The organism is Stutzerimonas sp. R40042, from assembly GCF_026642215.1.
GTDB classification, from domain to species: Bacteria; Pseudomonadota; Gammaproteobacteria; order Pseudomonadales; family Pseudomonadaceae; genus Stutzerimonas; species Stutzerimonas frequens.
This window is the reverse complement of sequence record NZ_CP113258.1, coordinates 1,653,269-1,679,022: the sequence shown is the minus strand read 5'-3', so window position 1 is coordinate 1,679,022 and position 25,754 is coordinate 1,653,269. Positions and strand designations below refer to the sequence as shown.

Below are 25,754 nucleotides of genomic sequence, written 5' to 3'. Positions count from 1 at the left end.
CGGTCAAACAGCCATCAGATCGCTTTCTTTGGCCTCGAGGGCCTTGTCGATCTCCGCGACGTACTTGTCGGTAAGCTTCTGGACGTCATCCTGGCCACGGCGTTCCTCGTCCTCGCTGATTTCCTTCTCCTTGACCAGATCTTTCAGCTGAGCGATGGCATCGCGACGGATGTTGCGAACCGCAACACGAGCATTCTCGGCTTCGGCCCGCGCCTGCTTGGTGTAACCCCTGCGCGTCTCTTCGGTCAGCGCCGGCATCGGCACTCGGATCGTGGTACCCGCGGTAGCCGGATTGAGGCCCAGATCGGAGGTCATGATGGCCTTTTCGACGGCCTGGATCATGCTCTTGTCAAATACGGTAAGCGCCAGCGTGCGGGAATCCTCGGCCACAACGTTGGCCACCTGGCGCAACGGCGTATCGGCGCCGTAATAGGAAACCATGACGCTATCGAGGATGCTGGGATGAGCCCTACCGGTGCGGATCTTGGCAAAGGCGTGATCCAGCGATTCCAGGGTTTTCTTCATGCGCTCCTGCGCGTCTTGCTTGATCTCGTTGATCATTCGTTCGATTCCTCGATCAGTGTTCCTTCGGCGCCACCCAGCACAATATTGAGCAGGGCGCCGGGCTTGTTCATGTTGAACACACGCAGCGGCATGTTGTGATCGCGGCACAGGCAGATGGCGGTCAGATCCATTACCCCGAGCTTGCGATCGAGCACTTCGTCGTACGTGAGCTCGGCAAACTTCTCGGCGTTCGGATCCTTGAAGGGATCAGCCGTATAGACACCGTCGACCTTGGTGGCCTTGAGCACGACATCCGCCTGGATTTCGATCGCGCGCAGGCAGGCCGCCGAATCAGTGGTGAAGAATGGATTGCCGGTTCCGGCAGAGAAGATAACCACTTCGCCGCTCTTGAGATGGCGCATGGCCTTGCGGCGGTCGTAATGGTCGGTGACACCGACCATGGAAATGGCAGACATGACCAGCGCCGGGATATTCGAACGCTCGAGCGCATCACGCATGGCCAGCGCATTCATGACCGTTGCGAGCATGCCCATATGATCACCGGTAACCCGATCCATTCCCGCTGCGGAAAGCGCCGCGCCACGGAACAGATTACCCCCACCGATCACTAGGCCGACCTCGACACCAATGCCCACCAGCTGTCCGACTTCCAGAGCCATGCGATCAAGCACCTTGGGATCGATTCCGAAGTCTTCGGAACCCATCAAGGCCTCGCCGCTTAATTTGAGCAGAATGCGTTTATAGCGTGGGTTGCGTGCACTCATCTGCTGAGCCATTGGCGTTCTATCTCCTGCGGCGTGGTGTGACTAAGTCTGGCCGAACCCGGCCAGAAAATATCTGCGCTTTGACAGCGCAACCAGCGGTTGGTGCCAAGCGACGAATATAACGTGACGAAAAAATTTCGGCCGCCCCATTCGACAAAGAGGCCGCACGCGTAAGCGGGCAGCCTCTTCGGGAACCGGCTAGCAGTCCTTACTTCTTGGTTGCAGCCACCTGAGCGGCAACTTCGGCAGCGAAGTCGACCTCGGCCTTCTCGATGCCCTCGCCCACTTCGTAACGAACGAAGGACACGATTTCGGCACCGGCTTTCTTGGCCAGATCACCAACTTTGACTTCCGGATCTTTGACGAACGGCTGCTCAACCAGGCTGGCTTCGGCCAGGAACTTGTTGATGCGACCCTTGATCATGTTCTCGACGATGTTCTCAGGCTTGCCGGCGATCTTGTCGGCGTTCAGCTGCAGGAAGATTTCCTTTTCCTTGGCAACCAACTCTTCGGAAACGTCGGCAGGGCTCAGAACGGCCGGGTTGCTGGCAGCTACGTGCATAGCGATGTCCTTGGCCAGCTCGGCGTCACCGCCTTTCAGAGTAACCAGCACACCGATGCGATGGCCATGCAGGTAGGCGCCCACCACATCACCTTCAACGGCAGTCAGGCGACGGATGTTGACGTTTTCGCCGCACTTGGCGACCAGCGCCTCACGAGCGGATTCGCGAGAAGCGATCAGCGGAGCCACTTCGGTCAGCTTCTGCTCGAAGGCCTCGTCCAGGCTTTCCTTGACGAAGGCCTTGAAGTCATCCTGCAGAGCCAGGAAGTCGGTCTGAGAGTTGACTTCGATGATCACACCGCGACCACCCTCGACACGAACGGCGATCGAGCCTTCGGCAGCGATGTTGCCGGACTTCTTGGCAGCCTTGATGGCGCCGGAAGCACGCATGTCGTCGATGGCCTTCTCGATGTCACCGCCGGCGGCAACCAAAGCCTTCTTGCACTCCATCATGCCCTGACCGGTACGCTCGCGCAGTTCTTTGACCAAGGCTGCAGTGATTTCTGCCATGTTGGGAATCCTCTCGATTTGGTTTCTAAACCACTCACCCTTCGCACGGGTGATCAATTCGCAAGAGACAAAAAGGGGGCCTAGCCCCCTTTTTGTTCATCGGGTGTCACGCTGCAATGCGCCGCACTTAGCCCTGAGCCGCTTCGGAAGCCACTTCCTCGACGAACTCGTCAGCACCGCCAGCTGCATTCTGACGGCCGCGCAGAACGGCATCAGCCATGGAGCCGAGGTAGAGTTGCACGGCACGGATGGCATCATCATTACCAGGAATGATGTAGTCGACGCCTTCCGGGCTGCTGTTGGTATCGACGATGCCGATGACCGGGATGCCCAGCTTGTTGGCTTCGGAGATGGCGATGCGCTCGTGGTCGACGTCGATGACGAACATGGCGTCCGGCAGGCCGCCCATGTCCTTGATGCCGCCCAGGCTGCGCTCGAGCTTCTCGAGGTCGCGGGTGCGCATCAGCGCTTCTTTCTTGGTCAGCTTCTCGAAAGTACCATCCTGAGACTGGGATTCCAGCTCACGCAGACGCTTGATGGAAGCACGGATGGTCTTGTAGTTGGTCAGCATGCCGCCCAACCAGCGATGATCGACATACGGCGAGCCGCAACGAGCAGCTTCTTCGCGAACGATCTTGCCAGCGGAACGCTTGGTACCGACGAACAGAATCTTGTTCTTGCCTGCAGCCAGCTTCTCAACGAAACGCAGGGCGTCGTTGAACATCGGCAGGGTCTTTTCCAGGTTGATGATGTGGATCTTGTTGCGCGCACCGAAAATGTATTTGTCCATTTTCGGGTTCCAGTAACGGGTCTGGTGGCCGAAGTGCACACCGGCCTTCAGCATATCGCGCATGGTGACTTGAGACATGATAAGTCCTCGAATAAGTCGGGTTAGGCCTCCACGCGTCCCGATATCCAACTCTTTCGAGCACCCAGGATACCGTGTCGACACGTGTGTGGGGTTAAGCGCAACGGGGTGTCCCCGTCGAGCGGCGCGTTTTATAGCATAAAGACCACCGACAGGCTACTGCTTTGGCTAACCGCCGCACGCTCAGCTGCCTGAGCGGCCCTTACCTGCAGGGCATGGGCGCTTTGGTTTATCATCGCAGCTTTCCGTTTATTGCCTTCGCCTGCGGGCGCACCAAGAGGTTTGCATGACAGTCACAATCAAGACGCCCGAAGATATCGAGAAGATGCGCGTAGCCGGGCGTCTCGCTGCCGAGGTTCTCGAAATGATCGGCGAGCACGTCAAACCGGGCGTCACTACCGAGGAGCTCGACCGCCTGTGCCACGAGCATATCGTCAACGTTCAGCAGGCCATTCCCGCCCCGCTGAACTACAAGGGCTTCCCCAAGTCGATCTGCACCTCGATCAACCATGTCGTCTGCCATGGCATTCCCAATGACAAGCCCCTGAAGGACGGTGACATCCTCAACATCGATATCACAGTTATCAAGGACGGCTACCACGGCGACACCAGCAAGATGTTCCTGGTCGGCAAGGTACCGGAATGGGCCGAGCGCCTCTGCCAGATCACTCAGGAGTGTCTATATAAAGGCATCGAACTGGTCCGTCCCGGCGCCCGCCTCGGCGACATCGGCGAAGTGATCCAGAAGCATGCCGAGAAGAACGGCTTCTCCGTGGTGCGCGAGTATTGTGGTCACGGTATCGGCAAGGTGTTCCATGAAGAACCGCAGGTGCTTCATTACGGGCGCGCCGGCACCGGTCTGGAACTCAAGGAAGGCATGACTTTCACCATCGAGCCGATGATCAACCAGGGGCGTCCGGAAACCCGCCTGCTCGGCGATGGCTGGACCGCCATCACCAAGGACCGCAAGCTCTCGGCGCAGTGGGAACACACCATTCTGGTAACGGCCGATGGCTACGAGATCTTTACCCTGCGCAGCGACGACACCATCGCCCGCACCTCGGCCTGAAATCCGCAGCCGTAGCCCAACCGGAGGATGTTCGTATGCCCCAGGTCGACCCGGAACTGTTCGATCGCAGCCAGTTCCAGGCGGAACTGGCGCTCAAGGCCAGCCCCATCGCTGCCTACAAGAAGGCGATCCGGCAGGCGCGCCAAGTGCTCGACGAGCGCTTCAGGGCCGGCCGTGACATCCGCCGGCTGATCCAGGACCGGGCCTGGTTCGTCGATCAGATCCTGTGCTCGGCGTGGAACCGCTTCGAGTGGGACAAGGGCACCGATATCGCGCTGGTTGCAGTCGGCGGCTACGGACGAGGCGAGCTGCATCCCTATTCCGACATTGACCTGCTGATTCTGCTAGACGAAAGCGACCAGGAAGTCTTCCGTGATTCGATCGAAGGCTTTCTCACGCTGCTCTGGGATATCGGCCTGGAAGTCGGGCAGGCGGTACGCTCTGTCGCCGAGTGCGCCGACGAAGCACGTGCCGATCTGACCGTCCTCACCAACCTGATGGAAAGCCGTACGATCGCCGGGCCCGAACGCCTGCGCCAGGCCATGCTGCAGGTCACCAGCCCTCAGCAAATGTGGCCGAGCAAGGAGTTCTTCCTGGCCAAGCGCGAAGAACAGCGCGCACGCCACGCCAAGTACAACAATACCGAGTACAACCTGGAGCCCAACGTCAAGGGCTCCCCAGGTGGACTGCGCGACATCCAGACGATCCTCTGGATCGCGCGCCGTGAGTTCGGCACGCTGAATCTGCAGGCCATGGTCGATCAGGGCTTTCTCACGGAAGGCGAGCACAGCCTGATGACCGCTGCGCAGGAGTTTCTCTGGAAGGTCCGTTACGGCCTGCACATGCTCGCCGGACGCGCAGAGGACCGCCTGCTGTTCGATCACCAGCGCAGTCTTGCCGCACTGCTCGGCTACGAGGACAGCGACGCCAAGCTGGCTATCGAACGCTTCATGCAGAAGTACTACCGGGTGGTCATGAGCATTGCCGAGCTGGGCGATCTGGTCGGCCAGCATTTCGCCGAAGTGATTCTCTGGGAAGGTGAGTCCGGGCCGATCGTGCCGTTGAACAGTCGCTTCCAGGTCCGCGACGGTTATCTGGAAGTCAGCAACCCGGCGATCTTCAAGCGAACGCCATTCGCCATCCTGGAAACCTTCGTGATGCTGGCACAGCATCCCGATATCCAAGGTGTGCGCTCCGATACGATCCGTCTGCTACGTGACCACCGCTACCTGATTGACGACAGCTTCCGCGAGGACCTGCGCAACACCAGCCTGTTCATCGAGCTGTTCAAGTGCAAGGAAGGCATTCACCGCAATCTGCGTCGCATGAATCGCTACGGCATTCTCGGCCGCTACCTTCCCGAGTTCGGCCATATCGTCGGCCAGATGCAGCATGACCTTTTCCACATCTACACGGTCGATGCGCACACGCTCAATGTCATCAAATATTTGCGCAAGCTGACCAAACCCGGCGTTGCAGAAAAGTACCCACTAGCCAGCAAGCTGGTCGAACGCCTGCCCAAGCCGGAGCTGATCTACATCGCCGGCCTCTACCACGATATTGCCAAGGGCCGCGGCGGCGACCATTCCGAGTTAGGGGCGGTCGATGCAGAGCAGTTCTGCAGCCGACACAAGCTCCCGGCGTGGGACACCCGACTGGTGGTCTGGCTGGTGGAAAACCACCTGGTAATGTCCACCACGGCTCAGCGCAAGGACCTGTCGGACCCACAGATCATCAACGATTTCGCTCAGTTGGTTGGCGACGAGACGCACCTGGACTATCTCTATGTGCTCACTGTTGCCGACATCAACGCCACCAATCCGACGCTATGGAATTCCTGGCGCGCCAGCCTGCTGCGCCAGCTGTACACAGAGACCAAGCGCGCACTCAAACGTGGATTGGAAAACCCGCTGGGTCGCGAAGAACAGATCCGCCAGACGCAGCGCGCAGCACTCGACGATCTGGTACGCCACGGCACTGATCCGGACGATGCCGAGCAGCTCTGGGCGCAACTGGGCGACGACTACTTCCTGCGCCACACCGCTACCGACGTTGCCTGGCATACCGATGCGATCATCGAACACCCTGCCGATAGCGGTCCGCTGGTGTTGATCAAGGAGACCACCCAGCGCGAATTCGAGGGTGGCACGCAGATCTTCATCTACGCGCCGGACCAGCATGATTTCTTTGCCGTGACCGTGGCGGCCATGGACCAGTTGAACCTGAACATCCATGACGCGCGCATCCTGACGTCCAGCAGCCAGTTCACCCTGGATACCTATATCGTGCTGGAGGCCGACGGCAGCCCGATCGGCAACAATCCGGAGCGCATCGAAGAAATCCGCAAAGGTCTGATCGCCGCGCTGCGCAACCCGGATGATTACCTGACCATCATCCAGCGGCGCGTTCCTCGGCAGCTCAAGCACTTCGCCTTCCCGCCGCAAGTGACCATCCACAACGACACTCAGCGGCCGCAGACGATTCTCGAGATCATCGCCCCGGATCGGCCAGGCCTGCTGGCGCGCGTCGGCCAGCTGTTCCTCGATTTCGATCTGTCCGTGCAGAACGCCAAGATCGCGACACTCGGCGAGCGCGTGGAAGACGTGTTCTTCGTTACCGACGCGAACAATCAGCCACTTTCCGATCCGCAGTTCTGCCTGCGCCTGCAACAGGCGCTGGTCAAGGAGCTGCAACAGGAGAACGAGCAACAGCCCTCACCGAGCAGCATCGTGATCTGAGGCTGGGGTCGCGTCCGAGCCTCTGGAACAGCGTTTGTCGCGCCTCAGTCCCAGGGCTTGCCGCGCGTCTGCTCGACAGCAGGCAGCTTCTGCTGCATGGCAGCCTTGGCCAGCATGTGCGCACTGACCGGCGCGGTCAGGAACAGGAACAGGGTGATCAGCAGCTCGTGCATGCTCAGGCCGTCGTTGTGGCTGCTGAAAAAGATCATCGAGGCGATGATGATGCCACCAACCCCGAGCGTCGTTGCCTTGGTCGGCCCGTGCAAACGGGTATAGAAATCCGGCAGCCGGTACAGGCCAATCGCACCGATCAGAGCGAACAGGCTGCCAACGACCAGGAACAGACTCACCAGCGCTTCAATCCAGAATGGCATGTCGCCTCCTCAGTCGATGATGTCGCCGTGCAGCAGGTGTTTGCCCACGGCCACGGTACTGACAAAACCCATCACGGCAATCAGCAGCGCAGCCTCGAAGAACAGGTCGGAGGCCAGCCAGACGCCGAACAGCACGATCAGCGCCAGCGCGTTGATATAAAGGGTGTCGAGTGCGAGCACCCGGTCAGGCATGTCCGGGCCCTGCACCAGGCGGACGACGTTCAGCACGGCGGCCAGTCCCAGCACCGCCAGGCAGAACGGAATCACGTACGCTAGCATTCGAAAATCTCCAGCAGCGTGGCTTCGTAGTTGCGCTTGACCTCGGCGACCAGGGCATCGATGTCCGGTGCATCCAGGGCATGCACCATGAGCATCTTGCGATCAGGACTCAGGCAGGCGGAGACCGTCCCGGGTGTCAGCGAGATGATGCTCGTCAGCGTAGCCAGAGCGAATTCGTTGTCGATGGCCATCGGAATCTCGACGAACGCTGGCCGCAGGCTCCTTCGTGGCCCGAGCACCAGCTTGGCGACGTGCACGTTGGCCACCACGATATCGCGAAGAACTTTCAGCGTGAACAGCACAAGCTTCACAGGCTTGCGCACGCGAGGCACATCGATGAGAAAACCGCTCACGAGCAACGGTATCGCCCAGCCGAGAAACAGCCCAAGCAACAACTGCCCGAAACTCAGGGTGTTGTTGAGCAGCAACCAGAGCAGCGCCAGCAACAGGGTCAGGGCCGGATTCGGCAACCAGCGCGCCTTCATGCCGCACCTCCCTGAACGATCTGCAGATAAGGCCGGAGGTCCAGCAGCTGTGCAGCCGTGGCCTGCATGAATGTCTGCAGCGGCCCGGCCGCGGCAACCAGGACCAGACTGCCGAGCAGCAGTCCCGTGGTGGCCAGCAGGCGTACGGGATCCGCCTTGTGCCCCTGGGCTAGTGCACTGGCCCGCCAGAACACCAGACTGCCGGCCCGGCTCAGTGCGATAAGCATACCCAGCCCGCCAACCAGAACCACCGCCCACAGCGCTATCGCTTCCGCGCCGGGCTCGATCGCGCGAAGCAGCATCAGCTTGCCGAGAAAACCGGAGAACGGCGGCAAGCCCGCCACGGAAATCGCGCCGATGAAGAACAGCGTGCCGAGCAGCAGCGGTTGTTGCAGCGCAGGAGCTGTAATCAGATCGGTTCCCAGGTCACCGCGCTGACGCGCAATCAGATCGGCAAGCAGGAACAACGCACCGGCAATCAGGGTGCTGTGGACAAGGTAATAGAGCGCTGCTGCAAGGCCCGCCTCGCTGCCGAGTGCTATGCCGGCCAGCAATGTACCTACCGAAACGACCACCAGATAAGCGAGCAGCACCTGCAGATTGCGCGCAGCCAGTGCACCGACTACCGCAGCACCAAGCGTCAGCAACGCCAGCGGCCAGAGCCAGGCATCGACCATGTGGCTCAACTCCCCCGCCTCGTTACCGAAAATGAGCGTGAAGACCCGCACGATCGCGTACAACCCAACCTTGGTCATGATGGCGAACAGAGCGGCGACCGGCGCGGTCGCAGAGGCATAGGCGCGCGGCAACCAGAAGTACAACGGCAGGATCGCGCCCTTCAGCGCGAACACCACCAACAGCAGGTAGCCAGCCGCAGCCAGCAGAGGCCCATCCGCGGGATCGGCGGCGCTTACCCGCGCAGCCAGGTCGGCCATGTTCAGCGTACCGAGCAGCCCATAGAGCATGCTCACACCAATGAGGAACAGCGAAGACCCGAGCAAATTCAGCACGACATAGTGCATGCCGGAGCGCACCCTGCGCTGGCCGTGCCCATGCAGCAACAGGGCATAAGATGAAATCAGCAGGATTTCGAAGAAGACGAACAGGTTGAACAGATCCCCGGTCAGGAAGGCCCCGTTTATGCCGAGCAACTGGAACTGATAGAGCGCGTGAAAGTTGGGGCCTCGCTCGTCATCACCGCGGCAGGCATAAAGCACGGCGAAACCGGCGAGCACTGCGGTGACCAGCAGCATCAGCGCGCTCAGGCGGTCGAGCATGAGGACGATGCCGAACGGCGGTTGCCAGCTGCCCAGCGCATAGACACGCAGTTGCCCGTCGTCCGCCAGCGCCAGCAGCCAGATCGCCAGAGGCACCAACGACCAGGTCGCAAGCAGCGACAGGGTGCGCTTGCTCGAGCGTCCTAAGGAATGGGCGAACAGCAACAGGGCTCCGGTGAACAGCGGCACCAGCAGCGGCAGGATCAGAGCATGATTCATTGGCGCGGCTCCTGACCATCGACATGATCGGTCCGCAGCTCGCCAATGCTGCGCAGCGCCAGAACCACCACGAAAGCGGTCATGGCGAAGCCAATGACAATCGCGGTAAGCACCAGCGCCTGGGGCAAGGGGTCACCATACTCGGCACTTCTGCCGATCACCGCAGGAACACCGGTAGCAAGCCGGCCCATTGAAAAAATGAACAGGTTGACCGCATAAGAAATCAGCGTCAGCCCCATAACCACGGGAAAGATGCGAGCTCGCAGAAGCAGATAGACACCGCTTGCTGTCATGACCCCCAGGGTAATCGCGAACAACGCCTCCATTACAGCACCTCCCTGTTCGAGTCGTCCTGGCTCACCTGGCCAATATTGGAAAGGATCAGCAACGTCGCCCCCACCACCACAAGATAAACCCCCAGATCGAACAGCATTGCCGTGGCCAGCTCGAACTCACCGACGAGGGGCAGATGGAAATGACCGAACGACGACGTGAGGAACGAATAGCCGAACACCAGACTCCCCAGCCCGGTCAGGCCGGCGATGAGCAGCCCTGCTCCGCAGAGCCTGTGATAACTGATGGGTTGCCGCTCCTGCGCCCAGCTGACTCCGTGGGAGATGTACTGCAGGATCAATGCGACCGCAGTTATCAGACCGGCGATGAACCCGCCGCCAGGCAGGTTGTGCCCACGCAGGAAGATGAAGACCGAAATCAGCAGCGCCATCGGCAGCATCGCCCGGGCCAGGAGATCCAGCACCATGGGGTGCCTGTCGAGGGACCAGAGCCGACCACCGTAATCGCGAACCGGGTGAGGCAGACGCAAGCCCTTTAGCAGCCCGAAGATGCCGACACCCGCGATTGCCAGCACAGCGATCTCGCCAAGGGTATCGAAGCCGCGGAAATCGACCAGAATGACGTTCACCACGTTGGTGCCGCCCCCGCCAGACACACTGTTTTCCAAAAAGAACGAGGCAATGCTGTCGTACGGCCGCGTCAGCACCGCATAGGCCAGCAGCGCAACCATGGTGCCGCAGCCCGCCGCCAGCACGAAATCACGAAAGCCACGCAGGCTGCTCGACTCGGCCGGGGTACGGTCCGGCATGAAGAACAGCGCGAGGATCAACAGGATGATGGTCACCACTTCGACTGAAAGCTGAGTGAGCGCCAGATCAGGCGCCGAATAGCGCGCAAAGCCCAGCGCGACCATCAGGCCGACCACGCTGAGTACCATCAGCGCCACCAGCCGTCGGCGATGAAACAGCACTGTCAACAACGAGGTGAGTGCCAGAATGGCCATGCCCAATACAGTGATGCCATTCAGCGGCGTCAAGGCAACCGGACCGTGCAGAGCATCCAGAGGCGTCAGCGCGAACACTACCAGTACCAACGTGCTGAACAGCATCAGAGCCAGGTAGCGCTGCAGCGAGCCGTTGTCCAGCAGGCAGGTCAGATGGCGAGCGCCGAGCGTCAACCCGCCCATTATCCGTTCGAACACTTCCAGCGAATCCACCGAGGGGAGTCCCTCGTACCAGCGGAATGCCCACTTGCGCAGCGAATAGATGACGATGCCTCCGACCAGCGCAGCAAAACTCATCGCCAACGGCAGATTGAAACCGTGCCAGATCGACAGGCTGTACTCCGGCACGACACCGTTGAGCGTGCCAGACACCGCCGCCGCCAGAAGCGGCCCTACCGTGAAAGCCGGCAGCATGCCGACCAGCAGGCAGAGCAGCACGAGGATCTCCACGGGAATCTTCATGTAGCGTGCAGGCTCGTGAGGCGGGTACTTGGGCAGGTCGATGGGCTCGCCGTTGAAAAACACGTCGTGCACGAAGCGCAGCGAATACGCCACGGAAAAGGCGCTCGCAAGCGTTGCCACCACCGGAATCGCCCAATAGAAGCTGCCCAGCAGATGCTGATCGAGTGTCTCGGCGAAGAACATTTCCTTGCTGAGGAAGCCATTGAGCAGCGGCACACCTGCCATCGCCAGGGAAGCCACCATGGCGAGTGCCGCCGTATGCGGCATGTACTTCCACATGCCGTTGATACGCCGCATGTCGCGCGTGCCGGTCTCGTGATCGATGATTCCTGCGGCCATGAACAGAGAGGCCTTGAATGTGGCGTGGTTAATGATGTGAAAGATTGCCGCCACTGCCGCCAGGCGGGAATCGAGGCCGAACAGCAAGGTAATCAGGCCCAGGTGACTGATGGTGGAATAGGCGAGCAGTCCCTTCAGGTCGTGCTGGAAAAGCGCCATCACAGCGCCGATCAACAAGGTCGCCAGCCCGGTGATGCTCACCAGATAGAACCACCATTCGGATTCCGCCAGTGCCGGATAGAGTCGTGCAAGCAGAAATACCCCGGCCTTGACCATCGTCGCGGAATGCAGGAAGGCCGATACAGGCGTAGGCGCAGCCATTGCCTGCGGTAACCAGAAATGGAAAGGAAACTGCGCCGACTTGGTGAATACGCCGAGCAAGACGAGAATCAGCGTCAGCGGATACAGGGAATTACCGCGAATCAGATCGCCCGATGCCAGAATCGTCGTCAGCTCGAAGCTGCCGACGATGTAGCCAATCAGCAGGACCCCAGCGAGCAGCGCCAGACCGCCACCACCGGTAATCGCCAGAGCCATGCGTGCGCCCTGGCGGGCGTCGGCCCGATGGCTCCAGTAACCGATCAGCAGAAACGACGACAGGCTGGTCAGCTCCCAGAACATCAGCATCAGCAGCAGATTTTCTGACAGCACGACGCCGAGCATGGCCCCCATGAACAGTAGGAAGAAGCCATAGAAGCGGCCCATCGGATCCTTCTTCGACAGGTAGTAGCGTGCGTAGAGGATGACCAGCAGGCCGATGCCGAGAATCAGCAAGGCAAAGAGAAAGCCCAACCCATCGAGACGCAGGCTGAGGTTGAGCCCAAGCCCGGGCAGCCAGCTGTAGTGGACGATTTCCGTCTGACCGGCAAACACATCGGCACGCTTGGAAAGCAGGAGGATCAGCGCCGTCAGCGGCGCGATACCTGCGCCGAAAGCGCATGCGGAGCGACCAAAACGCTCCAGAAGCAGAGGCAGGCAGATGCCCAAGAATGGCAAAGCGATGATCAGCGCAAGCGCCATGAACGAGACCCCTTAAGCCGCCGATCCGGAGGCATTCTTATCCTTGGCAGGCGAAGTAACTGCCTGAAGCTGCACACAAATGTGCGCCCGATTATCCATACGGATGATGCCGTCGTCATGAATTCATGTATTTCGAAAAACAAAAGGCGCCGCCTCCGCTCCTTTCAGAACGGAAGGCGGCGCCTGGACGTACCGCGCTATTCGCCGGTCTCGATGGTCAAGGCGCCACGCGACTTGTCCCGCTGACGGTCAGAATGCGTACACGTTGGCCGACGCGAAACACCTGGTTGGGCTCCACGGCTTGCACGTAGGCGCGGACATTTCCGTCATCCTCGCGCACGGTGATCTCGACGCCCTGCGTACGGGTAATTCCCTCCTCGGCGGCCGCTCCGAGCATTCCGCCGGCCACCGCCCCGATGACCGCAGCGACAGCACTGCCGCGACCGCCACCCACCCCGCTACCGGCCACCCCGCCTACTATCGCTCCGGCACCGGAACCGATCGGCGTCTTGGTTCCCTCGATCTTCACCGGCCGTAGCGACTCGATGGTACCGTAGCGCACGGTCTGAACGGCACGCGCCTCGTCACGAGAATAGGTATCTCCGGTCAGGCTGGAGGCACACCCGCCCAAGGTCAGCGCCACGGCAGCAAAGGAAGCAACGAAAAAGGAATTGCGCATAGAAAATTCTCCTGCAGACAGCTGTTCGTTCCGGCGGAAGCGGCAGCTGGTGGCGACAAAAAAGCGCTTGGCATCTTCAGCGTCCTGACTCAGCATCTAGCATCAAGCCTAGGTATGCGAGTCGAACCGGCCCTGCCGGGTTCCTTCCAGCGAGATTACCCCCATGGATTACTTCATCATAGCCATCACCACCGTGGCCGGCCTGGCTTTTCACGGCTGGCTGATCGTACGCTTCCGCCGCTGGGCAGACCGCGATCTCGCGCTATCGATCGCCGGTGGCGATCCCGCGAAGCGCGCCTGGATGCTGCAACAGCTTGCCGAAGCGAAAGCCCAAAAGATCCGTCGAAAGGAGCTTCAGCCCTGGCTGGAACAACAGGCCCAGCGCTATACCGAAGCCTGAACCTGGGCCGACTCCGGCTCGAACGGCCAGCAACATCACCAAGCCGCCCGTAGCCAGGCATCGCCCCTGATCAGGGGGCGAGACGTTCGCGCTGCCAGCTGTTGGCGACCAGACGATACTCGAGCCGGTCATGTAGGCGGCTGGCACGCCCCTGCCAGAACTCGATGCACTCTGGCAGCAGGCGATAGCCACCCCAGTGCGGCGGACAATGGGGGGCCTTGTCCAAGAAGCGCTGCTCGGTCTCAGCCAGCAACCGCTCCAGCTCGGCCCGATCACGGATGACCTGACTTTGCGGCGAGGCCCAGGCACCCAGGCGGCTACCCAGCGGGCGCACCTGAAAATAGGCATCCGACTCTTCAGGGCTCACCTTCTCAACCCGCCCTTCGATCCGCACCTGGCGCTCGAGCGTAGGCCAGAAGAAGGTCATGGCTGCAAAGGGCGCCTCTTGGAGCTGCTGGCCCTTTGCACTGTCGTAATTGGTAAAAAAGGTAAACCCACGCTCGTCCAGCGCCTTGAGCAGAAGAATCCGGCAGTGTGGCCGACCCTCGGCATCCACGGTGGCCAGCGACATCGCGTTAGGCTCGACCGGTGCTTGCTCGGTCTTCATCGCCTCACCAAACCACTGCTGGAACAGACCAAAGGGCTCGGCGGGCGCATTGGCCTCGCTAAGACCGTCACGGGTATAGTCGCGGCGCATATCGGCCAGGGTCTGAATCATCGAGGGGCTCCTTTGATGGAAAAGCGGTTCCAGCGTATCAGGCGGCTGGCAAGCAGACGACCGAAACCGGAACCTGACACCCTTGAAAGCATATCCGCGTCAGGGCTCGATACGCTTGATTCAAGGCAACCTCGCCAAACGAAAACAGGCCCGCTTGCGGGCCTGTTTGGTCTGACAATGCAGCGCCTTTACTTCTTCGCCACCTCGGCCTGGGCCACCTGGGTTGCAGGTTGTGCCGGCTGATCGTATTGAGCGACAAGTGCGAGCATAGTGGTTTGCGGCGCCAGCACCATCTCGACGCGACGATTCAGGGCTCGCCCTTCCTGGCTGTCGTTGGCTGCGCGCGGCTTGTCAGAGCCCAAACCCCGAATTCGCAACCGGTCATGCTTGAGACCGCTCAGACGAAAAATGGCGGCCACGGCCCCTGCCCGCTCGCGGCTGATGGTCCGATTGATTTCATCGGAGCCCGTGCTGTCGGCGTGCCCCAGGACCACCACAGAAGTCTTGTCATCCTTCTCGACCAGCTTCGCCACCCGGGTGATCGGTCCGAGCGTCACCGGCAGGAGCATTCCCGGCCGATCTGGGTTGAACGAGGAATCCACCGGGGCCGTCACGACCAGCAGGCCATCACGCCGCTCGACCTCGAAGCGGCTGTTCGCGAGCGCTTCACGCAGGCGCGGCTCGTAGTCGTCGAGCCAGGCCGAATCGACCTTCGGCACCACTGGAGGTCCCACCTCACTCGGCTTTTCATTCTTCGAGCTGCAACCGGCAGCCACGAGCAAGCAGAGAATCAGCGAGGCGCTCTTCAGAAGGTTCATGAGCCAGGGTTCCATCACCAGATGCGTTCAGGGAAAAGCGAACGGACGTAGCCAGATCACACGTGAGTTCGATTTGAAATTGTGGACGCAAGTCCCTCTTTTGGAAAGCCTGCCTGACCAGAAGTGACGAGTGGTTCAACCCAGGCAAACTGCAACGCTGCGAGCCAGAGATTGCGCGCGCGGATCCATCAGCACATAGGGCCCAAGCGTGTTGGTTACGAACCCGAACGCCAGTTCGCGTTCCGGATCGGCGAATCCGACGCTACCGCCCGCCCCGGGGTGACCGAACGCCCTTGGGCCCATACCGAACGTGGCATTCGCCAGATCAGGCTGATCGAGCCAACAGCCCAGCCCGAACCGGGTCTGCGCCAGCAGGACGCGATCCACCCCGATGCTCTGCTCGCGGGTCATTTCGGCCAGCAGCGCCCGATCCAACAACTTGCCCTGCAGCAAGCCGGTATAGAACCCGGCCAGCGACCGTGCATTCCCATGGCCGTTGGCTGCCGGCTGGGCCATGCGTCGCCACTCGGGCTTGTTACCGCTGCTCATGATGGATGGCGGATTATTGAAAGCACGAGCGCTGACAGAATCAGGTTGCGTCATCAGCGCCTTGAACAAACGCTGTGCAGCCGCATCGCCGAAATCGTTCTTGAAGCGCGTCAGATAAGCGACCCGATGCGCTTCACCGTCATGTAAGCCGACATGAAAGTCAAGGTCGAGAGGCCGCGCCGTGCGCCGGACGATCGATTCGCCTGGCCCGCAGCCATCGACACGGCGCAAGAGTTCCCCGACCAGCCAGCCATAGGTCATTGCGGCGTAGCCCTGGTCAGTGCCTGGTACCCACCAGGGCTCCTCGGCAGCGAGGGCACCGGCCATGGCGGCCCAGTCGTACAGAGCCTCCGGCGGCATCGACTGGCGTATCGCCGGTAGCCCGGCCCGATGACAGAGCAGCTGGCGCAGGGTGATCGCGGCCTTGCCGCCGACCGCGAACTCGGGCCAGATCCGTGCGACCGGGTCATCCAGCTCCAACTTGCCTTCCTCTACCAGTTGCAGCAACGCGACTGCGGAGAAGGTCTTGGTGCAGGAGAACAGATTGACCAGCGTATCGCTGTGCCAGACCTGCTCACCCTGATTGTCCGCTGCACCGGCCCACAGATCGACGACCGTCTCGCCGCCAATCTGCACGCAGAGCGCGGCGCCGCGCTGCTGGGTGCCATCGAACAATGCGGCGAACGCGTCGCGTACCGCTTCGAAACGCAGATCGAAGAATCCCTGAACCTGCACGCTGTCACCTCTCGAATCCGAAGTCCGCCATTCTGGCAACCGCGTCGGGCCAGGAAAACCTCACGACGCCACGCTGATGCCTGCTCATCGCAGCCGCTTATCCCGCCCCGGCTGGCTAGCCAATCTCGCGCCGAAACGGCGGCAGCGCATTGAGAATCGCCTTGCCGTAGCGCTGGGTCACCACCCGCCTGTCCAACAGGGTGATAGCACCGCGATCCGCCTCGGTGCGTAGCAGCCGACCACACGCTTGCACCAGCCGCAGCGAGGCATCCGGCACTGCAATCTCCATGAAAGGGTTACCGCCACGCGCTTCGATCCACTCGGCCAGTGCAGCCTCGACCGGATCGTCCGGCACGGCGAACGGGATCTTGGCGATCACTACGTGCTCGCAATAGGCACCGGGCAGATCGACCCCCTCGGCAAAGCTGGCCAACCCGAAAAGTACGCTCGACTCGCCATCGTCCACCCGCGCCTTGTGCTTGTTCAGCGTCTCTTGTTTCGACAGGTTGCCTTGAATGAGCACCCGGCGGCGCCAGTCACGCTCAAGGCCATCGAACACGTCCTGCATTTGCCGGCGTGAGGAGAACAGCACCAGCGTGCCGCGCGATCCCTCGACCAGCTGCGGCAACTCGCGAACGATGGCCGCAGTGTGCGCGGCGGCATCACGTGGGTCGGCTTTGAGATCAGGGACGCGGAGCACTCCGGCGTCCGCGTGATGGAACGGGCTCGGAACCACCGCGGTTACCGCAGCCTTGGGCAGGCCGGCGCGCATCCGATACCGGTCGAAGCTGTTCAACGCCGTCAACGTCGCGGAAGTCACCAGAGCACCGAAGGCGACGTTCCAGAGGTTGCGGCGCAGCGTTTCGGCCGCCAGGATCGGGCTGGCGTTGACCTCGATATCGAACAGCGCGCCGCCTTCGGCCAATGTCAGCCAGCGCGCCATCGGCGGGCTGTCTTCCGGGTCCTCGACGGTAAAGGCCGTCCACAGATCCCAGTTGCCCTGCGAGCGCGTCAGCAGGCTGCCGAACAGCGGGTACCACTCCTCGGCCTGGTGGCTGGCGATGCCGCTGCCGGTCTCACCATCCATCGCTTCCTTGAGCAGTTCGGCGATGCGAGTGAAGAGATCGGTCAGCTTGGCGAAGCCTTTCTTCAATTCGGTGCCAAGTTCGACCAGGTGCTCCGGCACCACGCCACCGACGAAACGGTGTCGCGGCCGCTCGCGTCCCTCCATGTCCTCCCCGGCCTTGAAGTCGGCCACCTGCTCGCAGGCGCTGAACATGAACTGCTGCTGGGTACGCAACTCCCGGGCGATCTCCGGAATGCCTTCGACCAGGCGCCCCAGCTCGCCCGGTAGCGGATGCTGCGCGAGCAGCTTGGTCAGGTTCTTTTCCACCTGTCCCAGCCAGTCGGCCGTCGAGCGCAGCCGGGTGAAATGCGCGAAGTGGCCGATGGCCTTGTCAGGCAGATGATGGCCTTCGTCGAACACGTAGAGGGTGTCGCGAGGGTCGGGCAGCACGGCTCCGCCGCCGAGCGCGAGGTCGGCCAGTACCATGTCGTGGTTGGTGACGATGACATCCACCTTGGTCATGCCCTCGCGCGCCTTGTAGAAGGCACACTGCTGGAAGTTGGGGCAATGTCGCCCAGTGCACTGGCTGTGATCAGTGGTCAGTTGTGACCAGTCCGCATCGCCCAGCTCTTCCGGCCAGCTGTCCCGATCGCCGTCCCAGCGATTGCCGGCCAGCTTTTCGATCATGCTGGTGAATAACTTCTGGCTGCGCTCGTCGACCTCGATGCGAAAGCCTTCCTCTTCGAACAGCTGCGCGGTGGCGCTCTGCGCCTGGCCTTCCTGCAGCAGCATGTCCAGCTTGGACAGGCACAGATAGCGCCCCCGCCCCTTGGCCAGGGCGAAGCTGAAATTGAGTCCGCTGTTGCGCATCAGATCGGGCAGATCCTTGTGCACGATCTGCTCCTGCAGCGCGACGGTCGCGGTGGCGATCACCAATCGCTTGCCGGCAGCCTTGGCCGTGGGAATCGCGGCCAGGCTGTAGGCGACGGTTTTGCCGGTACCGGTACCCGCCTCGACCGCGACGACCGCCGGCTCGCTGCTGCGCCGACCTTCATCGTCGACCTTGACGGTGCCCAGCACCTTGGCCACTTCGGCGATCATCAGGCGCTGGCCATAACGGGCCTTGAGCCCCTTGGCTTCGAGGAAACGAGTGTAGGCGCCCTGGATCTGGGACTTGAGTTCGGTGCTGAGCATGGGCGCGGAGCTGTATATATTTTCAGTACTTCGATCGGGCGGCTATGATAGCGCGCGTTCGCTCAACCGCCACCGGAGATTTGCCCATGACGCCTTTCGCCATGCTCTACGCACTGCACGTACTCGCCGCGACAATGTGGGTCGGCGGCATGTTCTTCGCCTGGATGGTGCTGCGACCAGCGGCCGTGGCGGTGCTGCAGGCACCAGAACGGCTGCGGCTATGGGCCGATGTATTCCGCCGCTTCTTCGTCTGGGTATGGGTCGCGGTGCTGGTGCTGCCGATCAGCGGCATCGGCATGTGGCACATGCGATTCGGCCCGCTGGAGAGCGCGCCGCGCTATGTGCACATCATGGCGGGGCTGTATCTGGTGATGCTGGCGCTGTTCCTGCGCATCCAGCTGCTGCAACTACCTGCGCTCAAAAGGGCCATCGAAGGTGAGCAATGGCCAGCGGGTGGCGCTGCGCTGGGAAAGATTCGCCGACTGGTGGGCGTCAACCTGATCCTGGGCCTGCTGGTGGTTGCCCTGGCCAGCGCGCGCCCGCTCTTCTGACTGCACAAAAAAAACAGCCGGGCGCGGGGCCCGGCTGGATCATTGCTCACCCGACTAATCAGGGACGCGCTTCGACCTCGGCTTCCACGCGACGGTTGATCGCACGGCCTTCCTCGGTGGAGTTGTCGGCGACCGGGCGAGACTCGCCATAACCGACTGCATTTACGCGATTGCCCTCGACACCGAGCTCATCCACCAGCACGTTGCGCACGGCGTTGGCACGACGCTCGGAAAGACGCTGATTGTAGGCGTCGGTGCCGACCGAGTCGGTATGGCCTTCCAGTACGGTAGTGGTCTGGCCATACTCCTTCATGAAATCGGCCAGGTTCTGTATGTCGCTGTAGCTGTCCGGCTTGACCACAGCGCGGTCGAAGTCGAACTTGACGTCCAGCTCGACGCGCACCGGCGCAGCAGCGGGCTCCGGTTCAGGCTGGGTCTGCGGCATCGGCTCGACCGTTTCAACGACCGCCACGGTTTCCTCTTCCATGCCGTTGGCCCAACAATAGGCCGCTGCGACGCCACCACCGATCAGCGCACCCCAACCAGCGTAGCTGCTGCTTTCGATGGCCCCCAGCGCGGCACCGGTCACGCCACCTACGGCTGCACAGGTCGGCCAGTCCTGCTTCTGCACGCCTGCACAACCTGCCAGGAACGTGGTCATGACAATAACGGGTACTGCTGTCCGTAATGTACTCATCGATCAAAACCTCCAGTATGGACATTCAGCCAGAATCGCCACGTATGGGAATCCAGGCGGCTCCGGTTACTTTCAGACTAGGCCGACAAACGGCACCGCGCTAGTCTTCACCTTTGAAACGAGGATTCTCTGTTGAGCGAAAACCCTGTACCGCTGCACACACCGCAGCAAGCGCTTGCGGCAATGCTCGACCACTACGCTCAAACGCGCGTGTTGCTCGTGGGGCGCAGCGATCAACCTGCTCTGACTGCCTACACCGAATGCCATCCGGAGTGCCAGCTTGATCGCGCCGATCCCGCACCGCTGCCTGAAGATCTGGCCAGCCAGCGCTATGACCTGGCTATATTCGTCGACTGCCTCGAACACCTCTCCAAGCGTAACGGCCTGGAGCTGCTCGGCAGCATCCGCAATCTGAATACCAGCCGGATGGCGGTACTCGTCGATCTCGACGCATGCGAATGGCTGACTACGGACTTCTATGCACTGGCACTGCAGGTCAGTGAACGCTTCCAGCGCGACGGACAGACCTTGACGCTATTCACATACGACCTACTGCAATACAAGCAGGTTCCGGACTGGCTCAATGCCAGGTTCTGGGCCAATCCTGAAATGTTCGGCAAGTACTGGTGGTGACATGAGCGAACCGCGTCCAACCGACCTTAACTGCCCTTGCGGCAGCGGTGATGCCCTCGCCGAATGCTGCGGGCGCTATCACGCCGGCGTGGCTGCGCCGAGCGCCGAGCGACTGATGCGCTCGCGCTACAGTGCTTATGTATTGGGGCTGGTGGACTATCTACAGGCCACTACGCTCCCAGCACAGCAGGCTGCGCTGGATGTGGAAGGGATGCGTCGCTGGAGCCTGGAGAGCACCTGGCTGGGGCTGGAGGTGAACGAGAGCAGCGTGCTGGGCGGCAAGCCCGAGCACGCCCTGGTGACCTTCACCGCGCGCTGGCACGACCAGAGCGGCGAACATGCCCACCAGGAGCGCTCGGCTTTCGTCCAGCGCGACGGGCGCTGGTACTTCATCGACCCAACGGTACCGCTCAAGGAAGGTCGCAACGACCCCTGCCCCTGCGGCAGCGGTCTGAAGTTCAAGAAATGTTGTGCGGCTTACCTCTAGACCGCGTCTAACCCTTCCCTGGTGCCGCTGAGCGATTGCAGCGGCACCGGTTTCGGTGGTTATTTCTCGACGAAGGCTCGCTCGATCAGGTAGTGCCCCGGATCGCCCATGCGCGGCGAGACCTTCAGGCCGAAGCTGTCCAGCACCTGGCTGGTTTCGTCCAACATGCTCGGACTGCCACAGATCATGGCGCGATCGTCCTCGGGATTGATTGGCGGCAGGCCGATGTCGCTGAACAGCTTGCCGCTGCGCATCAGATCGGTCAGGCGGCCCTGGTTCTCGAACGGCTCACGGGTCACGGTCGGGTAGTAGATCAGCTTGTCCTTCACCGCTTCGCCGAAGAACTCGTTTTGCGGCAGGTGTTCGGTGATGAACTCGCGGTAGGCGACTTCATTGACGTAGCGAACGCCGTGCACCAATACGACCTTCTCGAAGCGCTCGTAGGTCTCCGGATCCTGGATCACGCTCATGAACGGCGCCAGGCCGGTGCCGGTGCTGAGCAGATAGAGGTGCTTGCCGGGCAACAGGTCGTCCAGGACCAGCGTGCCGGTCGGCTTGCGGCTGATCATGATCGAATCACCTTCCTGCAGATGCTGCAGCCGGGAGGTCAACGGGCCGTCCTGGACCTTGATGCTGAAGAACTCCAGGTATTCTTCGTAGTTCGGGCTGGCAATGCTGTAGGCCCGCATCAGCGGGCGGCCCTCGACCTCAAGGCCGATCATGACGAACTGACCGTTCTCGAAGCGCAGGCCGGCGTTGCGCGTGGTCTTGAAGCTGAACAGCGTGTCGTTCCAATGATGCACACTGAGAACGCGCTCTACGTTCAGATTGCTCATGCTACGGATTCCTCATTGTGTCGCGACGGACATCGTTACGTGGCGCCAGTGTAACGACGGCTGCTATATTCGTTAAACAGATAATCAAGATATATGTTATCGGTTATATAGATATGCATTTTACGCTCCGCCAGATCGAAGTGTTCGCCGCCATCGCACGCCAGGAAAGTGTGTCGCGGGCTGCCGAAAGCCTGTCCTTGTCGCAGTCGGCCACCAGCACCTCGCTGGCGGAGTTCGAACGCCAGTCGGGCTGCCAACTCTTCGACCGTGCCGGTAAGCGCCTGTGTCTCAATGCGCTTGGCCAGCAACTCTTGCCACAGGCTGTCGCCCTGCTCGACCAGGCACGCGCGATCGAGGACCTGCTGAACGGCAAGAGCGGGTTCGGCTCGCTGGCGGTCGGAGCAACACTGACCATCGGCAACTATCTCGCCACGCTGCTGATCGGCAACTTCATGCAGCGCCACCCGGAATGCCGGGTCAAATTGCACGTCCATAACACCGCGCACATCGTGCATCAGATCGCGCAACACGAACTTGATCTTGGTCTGATCGAGGGTGACTGCCAGCATCCCGAGCTGGAAGTCCAGCCCTGGATCGAGGACGAATTGGTGGTGTTCTGCGCGCCGCAGCACCCGCTGGCAAAGCGCGAGGTGGTGGACCTCGACGAGCTGTCCAGGGAAGCGTGGATTCTTCGAGAGCAAGGGTCGGGAACGCGCATGACGTTCGAGCAGGCAGTGCGCCACCGGCCTGGGAAGCTGAATGTGCGACTCGAACTGGAACATACCGAGGCAATCAAGCGCGCCGTAGAGTCGGGCCTCGGCATCGGTTGTATCTCGCGGCTGGCGTTACGTGATGCCTTTCGCCGCGGCAGCCTGGTTCCGATCGTCACACCGGCGCTCGATCTGCGACGCCAGTTTTATTTCATCTGGCACTCGCACAAATACCAGACAGCCGCGATGCTCGAGTTCGTCGAGCAATGTCGGGCGCTGACCTCCGGTATTCGCCGCAGCGATCAGATACAGCTGCCGCCGATCGCCTGAAGCGCCGGCGGTGCAGCTGGCTCAGCTGGTGGGAATGGACCCCATCTGCTGCAGCAGCAACGCTGCCTGGGTCCGGGTGCGCACGCCGAGCTTACGGAAGATCGCGGTGACATGGGCCTTGATGGTCGCCTCGGACACGTTCAGCTCATAGGCGATCTGCTTGTTCAGCAAACCATCGCAAACCATGGTCAACACGCGGAACTGCTGCGGCGTCAGGCTGGCCAAGCCGGCGCTGGCGGCTTTGGCTTCGTCACTGACATTGGCTACGTCCTGAATATTGCTCGGCCACCACACGTCGCCATCTAGAACGGCCCGCACCGCCTCCTGGATGGTTTCAAGCGAACTGGACTTTGGAATGAAACCGCTGGCGCCGAACTCGCGCGAGCGCGCAACGACCGCTGCATCTTCCTGCGCTGAGATCATGACGACCGGAAGGTGCGGATACTGCCCCCTCAGCAGCACCAAGCCGGAGAATCCGTATGCTCCCGGCATGTTCAGATCCAGCAGCACCAGATCCCAGTCGGCGCTCTGGGTCAGAAAACCTTCCAGTTCGGCGATGCTGGCCGCCTCTACCAGATGGACATTCTCACCCAACCCCATGGTCAGGGCTTGCTGGAGGGCACTACGAAACAGCGGGTGATCATCGGCGATGATTATTTGGTAAGCAGCCATTGGCAGACCTGTAATTTTTATTGGCGCTTTTTCATCGGCTTGAGCAGCCGATGCCGACAAGATGACGGCAAAGACCCGAGAAGTCGCCCCGGGGACGGTCCGATGTGAATATTCAGGACGGGCTGGCAAAAAATATCGGCCGCCCGTCGCGACAAATCAAGCGGCGCAAGCATGCCCACCCAGGAATAAGTGGTCAAGCGCAACGCTTTGTAGCAAAGTCTGCGGCTTTCTTCGAACGAGCCGAAACATGCGTAGCCAAGCACTCCGTGCCGATTTCCTGATGTTGATCACTGCCATGATCTGGGGCACCGCCTTCGTTGCGCAGCGCATCGGCATGGACAATATAGGCCCGTTCCTTTTTACCGGGCTGCGCTTCGCCCTCGGCGCCCTCGCACTGCTCCCACTGGTGATCCACCAGGGTCGAACGGCGGCCCGGCATGAGCCTTTTCTACAGCGCGGCCTGTTGCTGGGCGGCATGAGCATGGGCTTGGCGCTGACGGTGGGGATCAATCTGCAGCAGGTTGGGCTGCTGTTCACCAGTGTGACCAACTCGGGATTCATCACCGGGCTCTACGTCATCGTCGTGCCACTGCTGGGCCTGGCCCTTGGCCACAAGACCGGCCTCGGAACCTGGCTCGGCGCCTTCCTGGCGGTCGCCGGCATGGCCTTGCTTAGCATAGGTGAAGACTTCACCGTAGCCTCCGGCGACTGGATTCAGCTGGCTGGCGCCTTCGTCTGGGGCGTGCACGTACTGCTGGTCAGTTTCTTCGTCAGCCGTCACGACGCCATCCGTCTCGCATTCCTGCAATTCGCGACCTGCGCGCTGGTCAGCCTCCTGCTGGCGCTGGTGTTCGAAGAGATCGATCCCGCGAACATCTGGCTCGCCGGCCCTGCCCTTCTTTATGGCGGGCTCTTCGCAGTGGCGGTCGGCTACACGCTGCAGGTGGTCGCCCAGAAACATGCGATCGCCAGTCACGCGGCGATCATTCTCTCGCTCGAAGCGGTGTTCGCGGCCATCGCAGGGGCGCTGTTCCTCGATGAAAGCCTGACATTGCGCGGCTATCTCGGCTGCGTATTGATGTTCATCGGCATGCTGGCAGCCCAGCTATGGCCGCGCAGGCCCGAGCCGGCCGGCCAGACCTCATGACTGTTGCGTCAGTACCTGATGTGCGGCGTTCTGCAGATCCGGCGCGCGATGGTACTTGGCCCCAAGGTAATGCTCGGTGAATACATCGAGCCAGGCATCCAGCGTCGTCGCCGCCCCTGCATCGCCTGCCAGCTCCAGACAGAGTGCGGCGACCTCGGCGGTGCACAGGTGATCGCCGCGCTTCGAGCGTCGCAGTCGGTACCGTGACAACGCCTCGGGCTGCAGGCTCAACACCGGCAGCCCGTCGAGATAAGGGCTTTTGCGGAACATCTTGCGGGCCTCGGTCCAGGTCGCATCGAGCAGAATGAACAAGGGGCGCTTGCCAGGCAGCCGCTCGACCTGCTCGACCACCCGGTCCGATGTCGCATACTCGCCCGGAAAGACCACCACGGGCTGCCACCGGGGATCGGCGAGCAGCGCCATTAGCCGCGGGTCCGCCCCTGTGCGTTGCCAGGTGAATGCGAAGGTGTCGGCCACCACATCGGCGATCAGCCACCCTGTATTGCTTGGCTTCAGCGGCTCGATGTCGTGCATCAGCAGACAGACACCGCATTGGCTGGCGGCCCGCGGCAGCCAAGCACACAGACAGTGACTATGCGGTACGCGACAGCGCGTGCAGCGCGGTGCGCGCGAACCGCGGGCAACGAACGGCTTGAGGCTTCTCGCCAGGCGCTCCTCGCGCAGGCGGGCTACGGCATGGGGCATCGATCGACTCGGGCAGATAACGAAGCCTGCCAGTCTACC

The 25,754-nt window shown here is 61.4% G+C and carries 27 protein-coding genes; 8 read left to right on the top strand and 19 right to left on the bottom strand.

Annotated elements, in window-relative coordinates; translation table 11 throughout:
* Positions 1-3: 3 nt before the first annotated feature.
* The 4 genes from frr to rpsB form a co-directional block, all read right to left on the bottom strand.
* Positions 4-561, bottom strand: coding sequence for a ribosome recycling factor (frr, locus tag OUY36_RS08015; protein WP_063543781.1), 558 nt, complete (start codon positions 559-561; stop codon positions 4-6).
* Positions 558-1,301, bottom strand: a complete 744-nt coding sequence (gene pyrH / locus OUY36_RS08010) for a UMP kinase (protein ID WP_102840847.1) — start codon at positions 1,299-1,301, stop codon at positions 558-560. The genes frr and pyrH overlap by 4 nt, the downstream gene beginning before the upstream one ends.
* 196 nt (positions 1,302-1,497) lie before the next feature.
* Positions 1,498-2,361: a translation elongation factor Ts gene (tsf, locus tag OUY36_RS08005; RefSeq protein WP_102840846.1), complete on the bottom strand. Its 864-nt coding sequence runs from the start codon at positions 2,359-2,361 to the stop codon at positions 1,498-1,500.
* A 127-nt stretch (positions 2,362-2,488) separates the two neighbouring features.
* A complete protein-coding gene (rpsB, locus tag OUY36_RS08000) occupies positions 2,489-3,229 on the bottom strand; it encodes a 30S ribosomal protein S2 (RefSeq protein WP_063543775.1) in 741 nt (246 codons plus the stop codon).
* A gap of 286 nt (positions 3,230-3,515) precedes the next feature.
* On the opposite strand from rpsB, the gene map reads away from it, so the two are divergent.
* On the top strand, positions 3,516-4,298 hold the full coding sequence (gene map / locus OUY36_RS07995) for a type I methionyl aminopeptidase (RefSeq protein ID WP_110777623.1): 783 nt from the start codon (positions 3,516-3,518) through the stop codon (positions 4,296-4,298).
* Between the two features lie 35 nt (positions 4,299-4,333).
* The gene (locus OUY36_RS07990) at positions 4,334-7,036 is read left to right on the top strand and encodes a [protein-PII] uridylyltransferase (protein WP_156244564.1); all 2,703 of its coding nucleotides are present in this window, start codon (positions 4,334-4,336) and stop codon (positions 7,034-7,036) included.
* Positions 7,037-7,080: 44 nt separating this feature from the next.
* Here the strand turns inward: OUY36_RS07990 and OUY36_RS07985 are convergent, their stop codons facing one another.
* The 7 genes from OUY36_RS07985 to OUY36_RS07955 form a co-directional block, all read right to left on the bottom strand.
* Positions 7,081-7,410 carry a Na+/H+ antiporter subunit G gene (locus OUY36_RS07985; protein WP_152481068.1) on the bottom strand — a complete coding sequence of 110 codons (330 nt, stop codon included), beginning with the start codon at positions 7,408-7,410 and terminating at the stop codon, positions 7,081-7,083.
* A gap of 9 nt (positions 7,411-7,419) precedes the next feature.
* Positions 7,420-7,689, bottom strand: coding sequence for a K+/H+ antiporter subunit F (locus tag OUY36_RS07980; RefSeq protein ID WP_063543767.1), 270 nt, complete (start codon positions 7,687-7,689; stop codon positions 7,420-7,422).
* The gene (locus OUY36_RS07975; protein ID WP_156244565.1) at positions 7,683-8,174 is read right to left on the bottom strand and encodes a Na+/H+ antiporter subunit E; all 492 of its coding nucleotides are present in this window, start codon (positions 8,172-8,174) and stop codon (positions 7,683-7,685) included. The genes OUY36_RS07980 and OUY36_RS07975 overlap by 7 nt, the downstream gene beginning before the upstream one ends.
* Entirely contained in the window at positions 8,171-9,670 is a 1,500-nt protein-coding gene (locus tag OUY36_RS07970) for a monovalent cation/H+ antiporter subunit D (RefSeq protein ID WP_156244566.1), read from the bottom strand. The genes OUY36_RS07975 and OUY36_RS07970 overlap by 4 nt, the downstream gene beginning before the upstream one ends.
* Complete coding sequence (locus OUY36_RS07965; RefSeq protein ID WP_063543761.1) at positions 9,667-9,996, bottom strand: Na+/H+ antiporter subunit C; 330 nt, start codon at positions 9,994-9,996, stop codon at positions 9,667-9,669. Before OUY36_RS07965 ends, OUY36_RS07970 begins: the two co-directional genes overlap by 4 nt.
* The gene (locus tag OUY36_RS07960) at positions 9,996-12,788 is read right to left on the bottom strand and encodes a monovalent cation/H+ antiporter subunit A (RefSeq protein ID WP_267937471.1); all 2,793 of its coding nucleotides are present in this window, start codon (positions 12,786-12,788) and stop codon (positions 9,996-9,998) included. Before OUY36_RS07960 ends, OUY36_RS07965 begins: the two co-directional genes overlap by 1 nt.
* A gap of 217 nt (positions 12,789-13,005) precedes the next feature.
* On the bottom strand, positions 13,006-13,467 hold the full coding sequence (locus tag OUY36_RS07955) for a glycine zipper domain-containing protein (RefSeq protein WP_125868501.1): 462 nt from the start codon (positions 13,465-13,467) through the stop codon (positions 13,006-13,008).
* Between the two features lie 163 nt (positions 13,468-13,630).
* Here OUY36_RS07955 and OUY36_RS07950 point away from each other — a divergent pair, with 163 nt between their 5' ends.
* A complete protein-coding gene (locus OUY36_RS07950) occupies positions 13,631-13,867 on the top strand; it encodes a hypothetical protein (RefSeq protein WP_063543755.1) in 237 nt (78 codons plus the stop codon).
* A gap of 70 nt (positions 13,868-13,937) precedes the next feature.
* On the opposite strand, the gene pdxH is transcribed toward OUY36_RS07950, so the two are convergent.
* The 4 genes from pdxH to dinG form a co-directional block, all read right to left on the bottom strand.
* Entirely contained in the window at positions 13,938-14,585 is a 648-nt protein-coding gene (gene pdxH, locus OUY36_RS07945; RefSeq protein WP_156244568.1) for a pyridoxamine 5'-phosphate oxidase, read from the bottom strand.
* Positions 14,586-14,773: 188 nt separating this feature from the next.
* Positions 14,774-15,403 carry an OmpA family protein gene (locus OUY36_RS07940; RefSeq protein ID WP_156244569.1) on the bottom strand — a complete coding sequence of 210 codons (630 nt, stop codon included), beginning with the start codon at positions 15,401-15,403 and terminating at the stop codon, positions 14,774-14,776.
* A 135-nt stretch (positions 15,404-15,538) separates the two neighbouring features.
* Positions 15,539-16,687 carry a serine hydrolase domain-containing protein gene (locus OUY36_RS07935; RefSeq protein ID WP_267937470.1) on the bottom strand — a complete coding sequence of 383 codons (1,149 nt, stop codon included), beginning with the start codon at positions 16,685-16,687 and terminating at the stop codon, positions 15,539-15,541.
* Between the two features lie 115 nt (positions 16,688-16,802).
* On the bottom strand, positions 16,803-18,947 hold the full coding sequence (gene dinG, locus OUY36_RS07930; RefSeq protein WP_200595058.1) for an ATP-dependent DNA helicase DinG: 2,145 nt from the start codon (positions 18,945-18,947) through the stop codon (positions 16,803-16,805).
* An 86-nt stretch (positions 18,948-19,033) separates the two neighbouring features.
* Between dinG and OUY36_RS07925 the strand changes: the two genes are divergently transcribed.
* Positions 19,034-19,498, top strand: a complete 465-nt coding sequence (locus tag OUY36_RS07925) for a CopD family protein (protein ID WP_125868495.1) — start codon at positions 19,034-19,036, stop codon at positions 19,496-19,498.
* Between the two features lie 58 nt (positions 19,499-19,556).
* Here OUY36_RS07925 and OUY36_RS07920 read toward each other — a convergent pair whose 3' ends face one another.
* Positions 19,557-20,159 carry an OmpA family protein gene (locus tag OUY36_RS07920; protein ID WP_063543743.1) on the bottom strand — a complete coding sequence of 201 codons (603 nt, stop codon included), beginning with the start codon at positions 20,157-20,159 and terminating at the stop codon, positions 19,557-19,559.
* Positions 20,160-20,378: 219 nt separating this feature from the next.
* Between OUY36_RS07920 and OUY36_RS07915 the strand changes: the two genes are divergently transcribed.
* Together OUY36_RS07915 and OUY36_RS07910 are read left to right on the top strand one after the other, a co-directional pair.
* Positions 20,379-20,828 carry a DUF6231 family protein gene (locus OUY36_RS07915; RefSeq protein WP_442807064.1) on the top strand — a complete coding sequence of 150 codons (450 nt, stop codon included), beginning with the start codon at positions 20,379-20,381 and terminating at the stop codon, positions 20,826-20,828.
* Position 20,829: 1 nt separating this feature from the next.
* Positions 20,830-21,315 (top strand): YchJ family protein, encoded by a 486-nt coding sequence (locus OUY36_RS07910; RefSeq protein WP_253747898.1) that lies wholly within the window; start codon positions 20,830-20,832, stop codon positions 21,313-21,315.
* A 59-nt stretch (positions 21,316-21,374) separates the two neighbouring features.
* Here the strand turns inward: OUY36_RS07910 and fpr are convergent, their stop codons facing one another.
* On the bottom strand, positions 21,375-22,151 hold the full coding sequence (fpr, locus tag OUY36_RS07905) for a ferredoxin-NADP reductase (protein WP_019407133.1): 777 nt from the start codon (positions 22,149-22,151) through the stop codon (positions 21,375-21,377).
* Between the two features lie 113 nt (positions 22,152-22,264).
* Between fpr and OUY36_RS07900 the strand changes: the two genes are divergently transcribed.
* The gene (locus OUY36_RS07900) at positions 22,265-23,191 is read left to right on the top strand and encodes a LysR family transcriptional regulator (RefSeq protein ID WP_063543739.1); all 927 of its coding nucleotides are present in this window, start codon (positions 22,265-22,267) and stop codon (positions 23,189-23,191) included.
* 21 nt (positions 23,192-23,212) lie between these two features.
* Here the strand turns inward: OUY36_RS07900 and erdR are convergent, their stop codons facing one another.
* On the bottom strand, positions 23,213-23,863 hold the full coding sequence (gene erdR / locus OUY36_RS07895) for a response regulator transcription factor ErdR (protein ID WP_063543737.1): 651 nt from the start codon (positions 23,861-23,863) through the stop codon (positions 23,213-23,215).
* 247 nt (positions 23,864-24,110) lie between these two features.
* On the opposite strand from erdR, the gene OUY36_RS07890 reads away from it, so the two are divergent.
* Complete coding sequence (locus tag OUY36_RS07890) at positions 24,111-25,010, top strand: DMT family transporter (RefSeq protein WP_063543735.1); 900 nt, start codon at positions 24,111-24,113, stop codon at positions 25,008-25,010.
* On the opposite strand, the gene OUY36_RS07885 is transcribed toward OUY36_RS07890, so the two are convergent.
* Positions 25,005-25,715, bottom strand: coding sequence for a tRNA-uridine aminocarboxypropyltransferase (locus OUY36_RS07885; RefSeq protein WP_156244574.1), 711 nt, complete (start codon positions 25,713-25,715; stop codon positions 25,005-25,007). The two genes, OUY36_RS07890 and OUY36_RS07885, sit on opposite strands and share 6 nt — an antisense overlap.
* Between the last annotated feature and the right edge of the window lie 39 nt (positions 25,716-25,754).

Coding starts and splice junctions, on each gene's coding strand:
- OUY36_RS07940 (WP_156244569.1), bottom strand. CDS start 15,403: ATGAACCTTCTGAAGAGCGCCTCGCTGATTCTCTGCTTGCTCGTGGCT.
- map (WP_110777623.1), top strand. CDS start 3,516: ATGACAGTCACAATCAAGACGCCCGAAGATATCGAGAAGATGCGCGTA.
- erdR (WP_063543737.1), bottom strand. CDS start 23,863: ATGGCTGCTTACCAAATAATCATCGCCGATGATCACCCGCTGTTTCGT.
- OUY36_RS07885 (WP_156244574.1), bottom strand. CDS start 25,715: ATGCCCCATGCCGTAGCCCGCCTGCGCGAGGAGCGCCTGGCGAGAAGC.
- OUY36_RS07990 (WP_156244564.1), top strand. CDS start 4,334: ATGCCCCAGGTCGACCCGGAACTGTTCGATCGCAGCCAGTTCCAGGCG.
- OUY36_RS07890 (WP_063543735.1), top strand. CDS start 24,111: ATGCGTAGCCAAGCACTCCGTGCCGATTTCCTGATGTTGATCACTGCC.
- tsf (WP_102840846.1), bottom strand. CDS start 2,361: ATGGCAGAAATCACTGCAGCCTTGGTCAAAGAACTGCGCGAGCGTACC.
- pyrH (WP_102840847.1), bottom strand. CDS start 1,301: ATGGCTCAGCAGATGAGTGCACGCAACCCACGCTATAAACGCATTCTG.
- OUY36_RS07915 (WP_442807064.1), top strand. CDS start 20,379: ATGCTCGACCACTACGCTCAAACGCGCGTGTTGCTCGTGGGGCGCAGC.
- OUY36_RS07955 (WP_125868501.1), bottom strand. CDS start 13,467: ATGCGCAATTCCTTTTTCGTTGCTTCCTTTGCTGCCGTGGCGCTGACC.
- pdxH (WP_156244568.1), bottom strand. CDS start 14,585: ATGATTCAGACCCTGGCCGATATGCGCCGCGACTATACCCGTGACGGT.
- dinG (WP_200595058.1), bottom strand. CDS start 18,947: ATGCTCAGCACCGAACTCAAGTCCCAGATCCAGGGCGCCTACACTCGT.
- rpsB (WP_063543775.1), bottom strand. CDS start 3,229: ATGTCTCAAGTCACCATGCGCGATATGCTGAAGGCCGGTGTGCACTTC.
- OUY36_RS07925 (WP_125868495.1), top strand. CDS start 19,034: ATGACGCCTTTCGCCATGCTCTACGCACTGCACGTACTCGCCGCGACA.
- OUY36_RS07970 (WP_156244566.1), bottom strand. CDS start 9,670: ATGAATCATGCTCTGATCCTGCCGCTGCTGGTGCCGCTGTTCACCGGA.
- OUY36_RS07950 (WP_063543755.1), top strand. CDS start 13,631: ATGGATTACTTCATCATAGCCATCACCACCGTGGCCGGCCTGGCTTTT.
- OUY36_RS07965 (WP_063543761.1), bottom strand. CDS start 9,996: ATGGAGGCGTTGTTCGCGATTACCCTGGGGGTCATGACAGCAAGCGGT.
- frr (WP_063543781.1), bottom strand. CDS start 561: ATGATCAACGAGATCAAGCAAGACGCGCAGGAGCGCATGAAGAAAACC.
- OUY36_RS07900 (WP_063543739.1), top strand. CDS start 22,265: ATGCATTTTACGCTCCGCCAGATCGAAGTGTTCGCCGCCATCGCACGC.
- fpr (WP_019407133.1), bottom strand. CDS start 22,151: ATGAGCAATCTGAACGTAGAGCGCGTTCTCAGTGTGCATCATTGGAAC.
- OUY36_RS07920 (WP_063543743.1), bottom strand. CDS start 20,159: ATGACCACGTTCCTGGCAGGTTGTGCAGGCGTGCAGAAGCAGGACTGG.
- OUY36_RS07985 (WP_152481068.1), bottom strand. CDS start 7,410: ATGCCATTCTGGATTGAAGCGCTGGTGAGTCTGTTCCTGGTCGTTGGC.
- OUY36_RS07910 (WP_253747898.1), top strand. CDS start 20,830: ATGAGCGAACCGCGTCCAACCGACCTTAACTGCCCTTGCGGCAGCGGT.
- OUY36_RS07975 (WP_156244565.1), bottom strand. CDS start 8,174: ATGAAGGCGCGCTGGTTGCCGAATCCGGCCCTGACCCTGTTGCTGGCG.
- OUY36_RS07980 (WP_063543767.1), bottom strand. CDS start 7,689: ATGCTAGCGTACGTGATTCCGTTCTGCCTGGCGGTGCTGGGACTGGCC.
- OUY36_RS07960 (WP_267937471.1), bottom strand. CDS start 12,788: ATGGCGCTTGCGCTGATCATCGCTTTGCCATTCTTGGGCATCTGCCTG.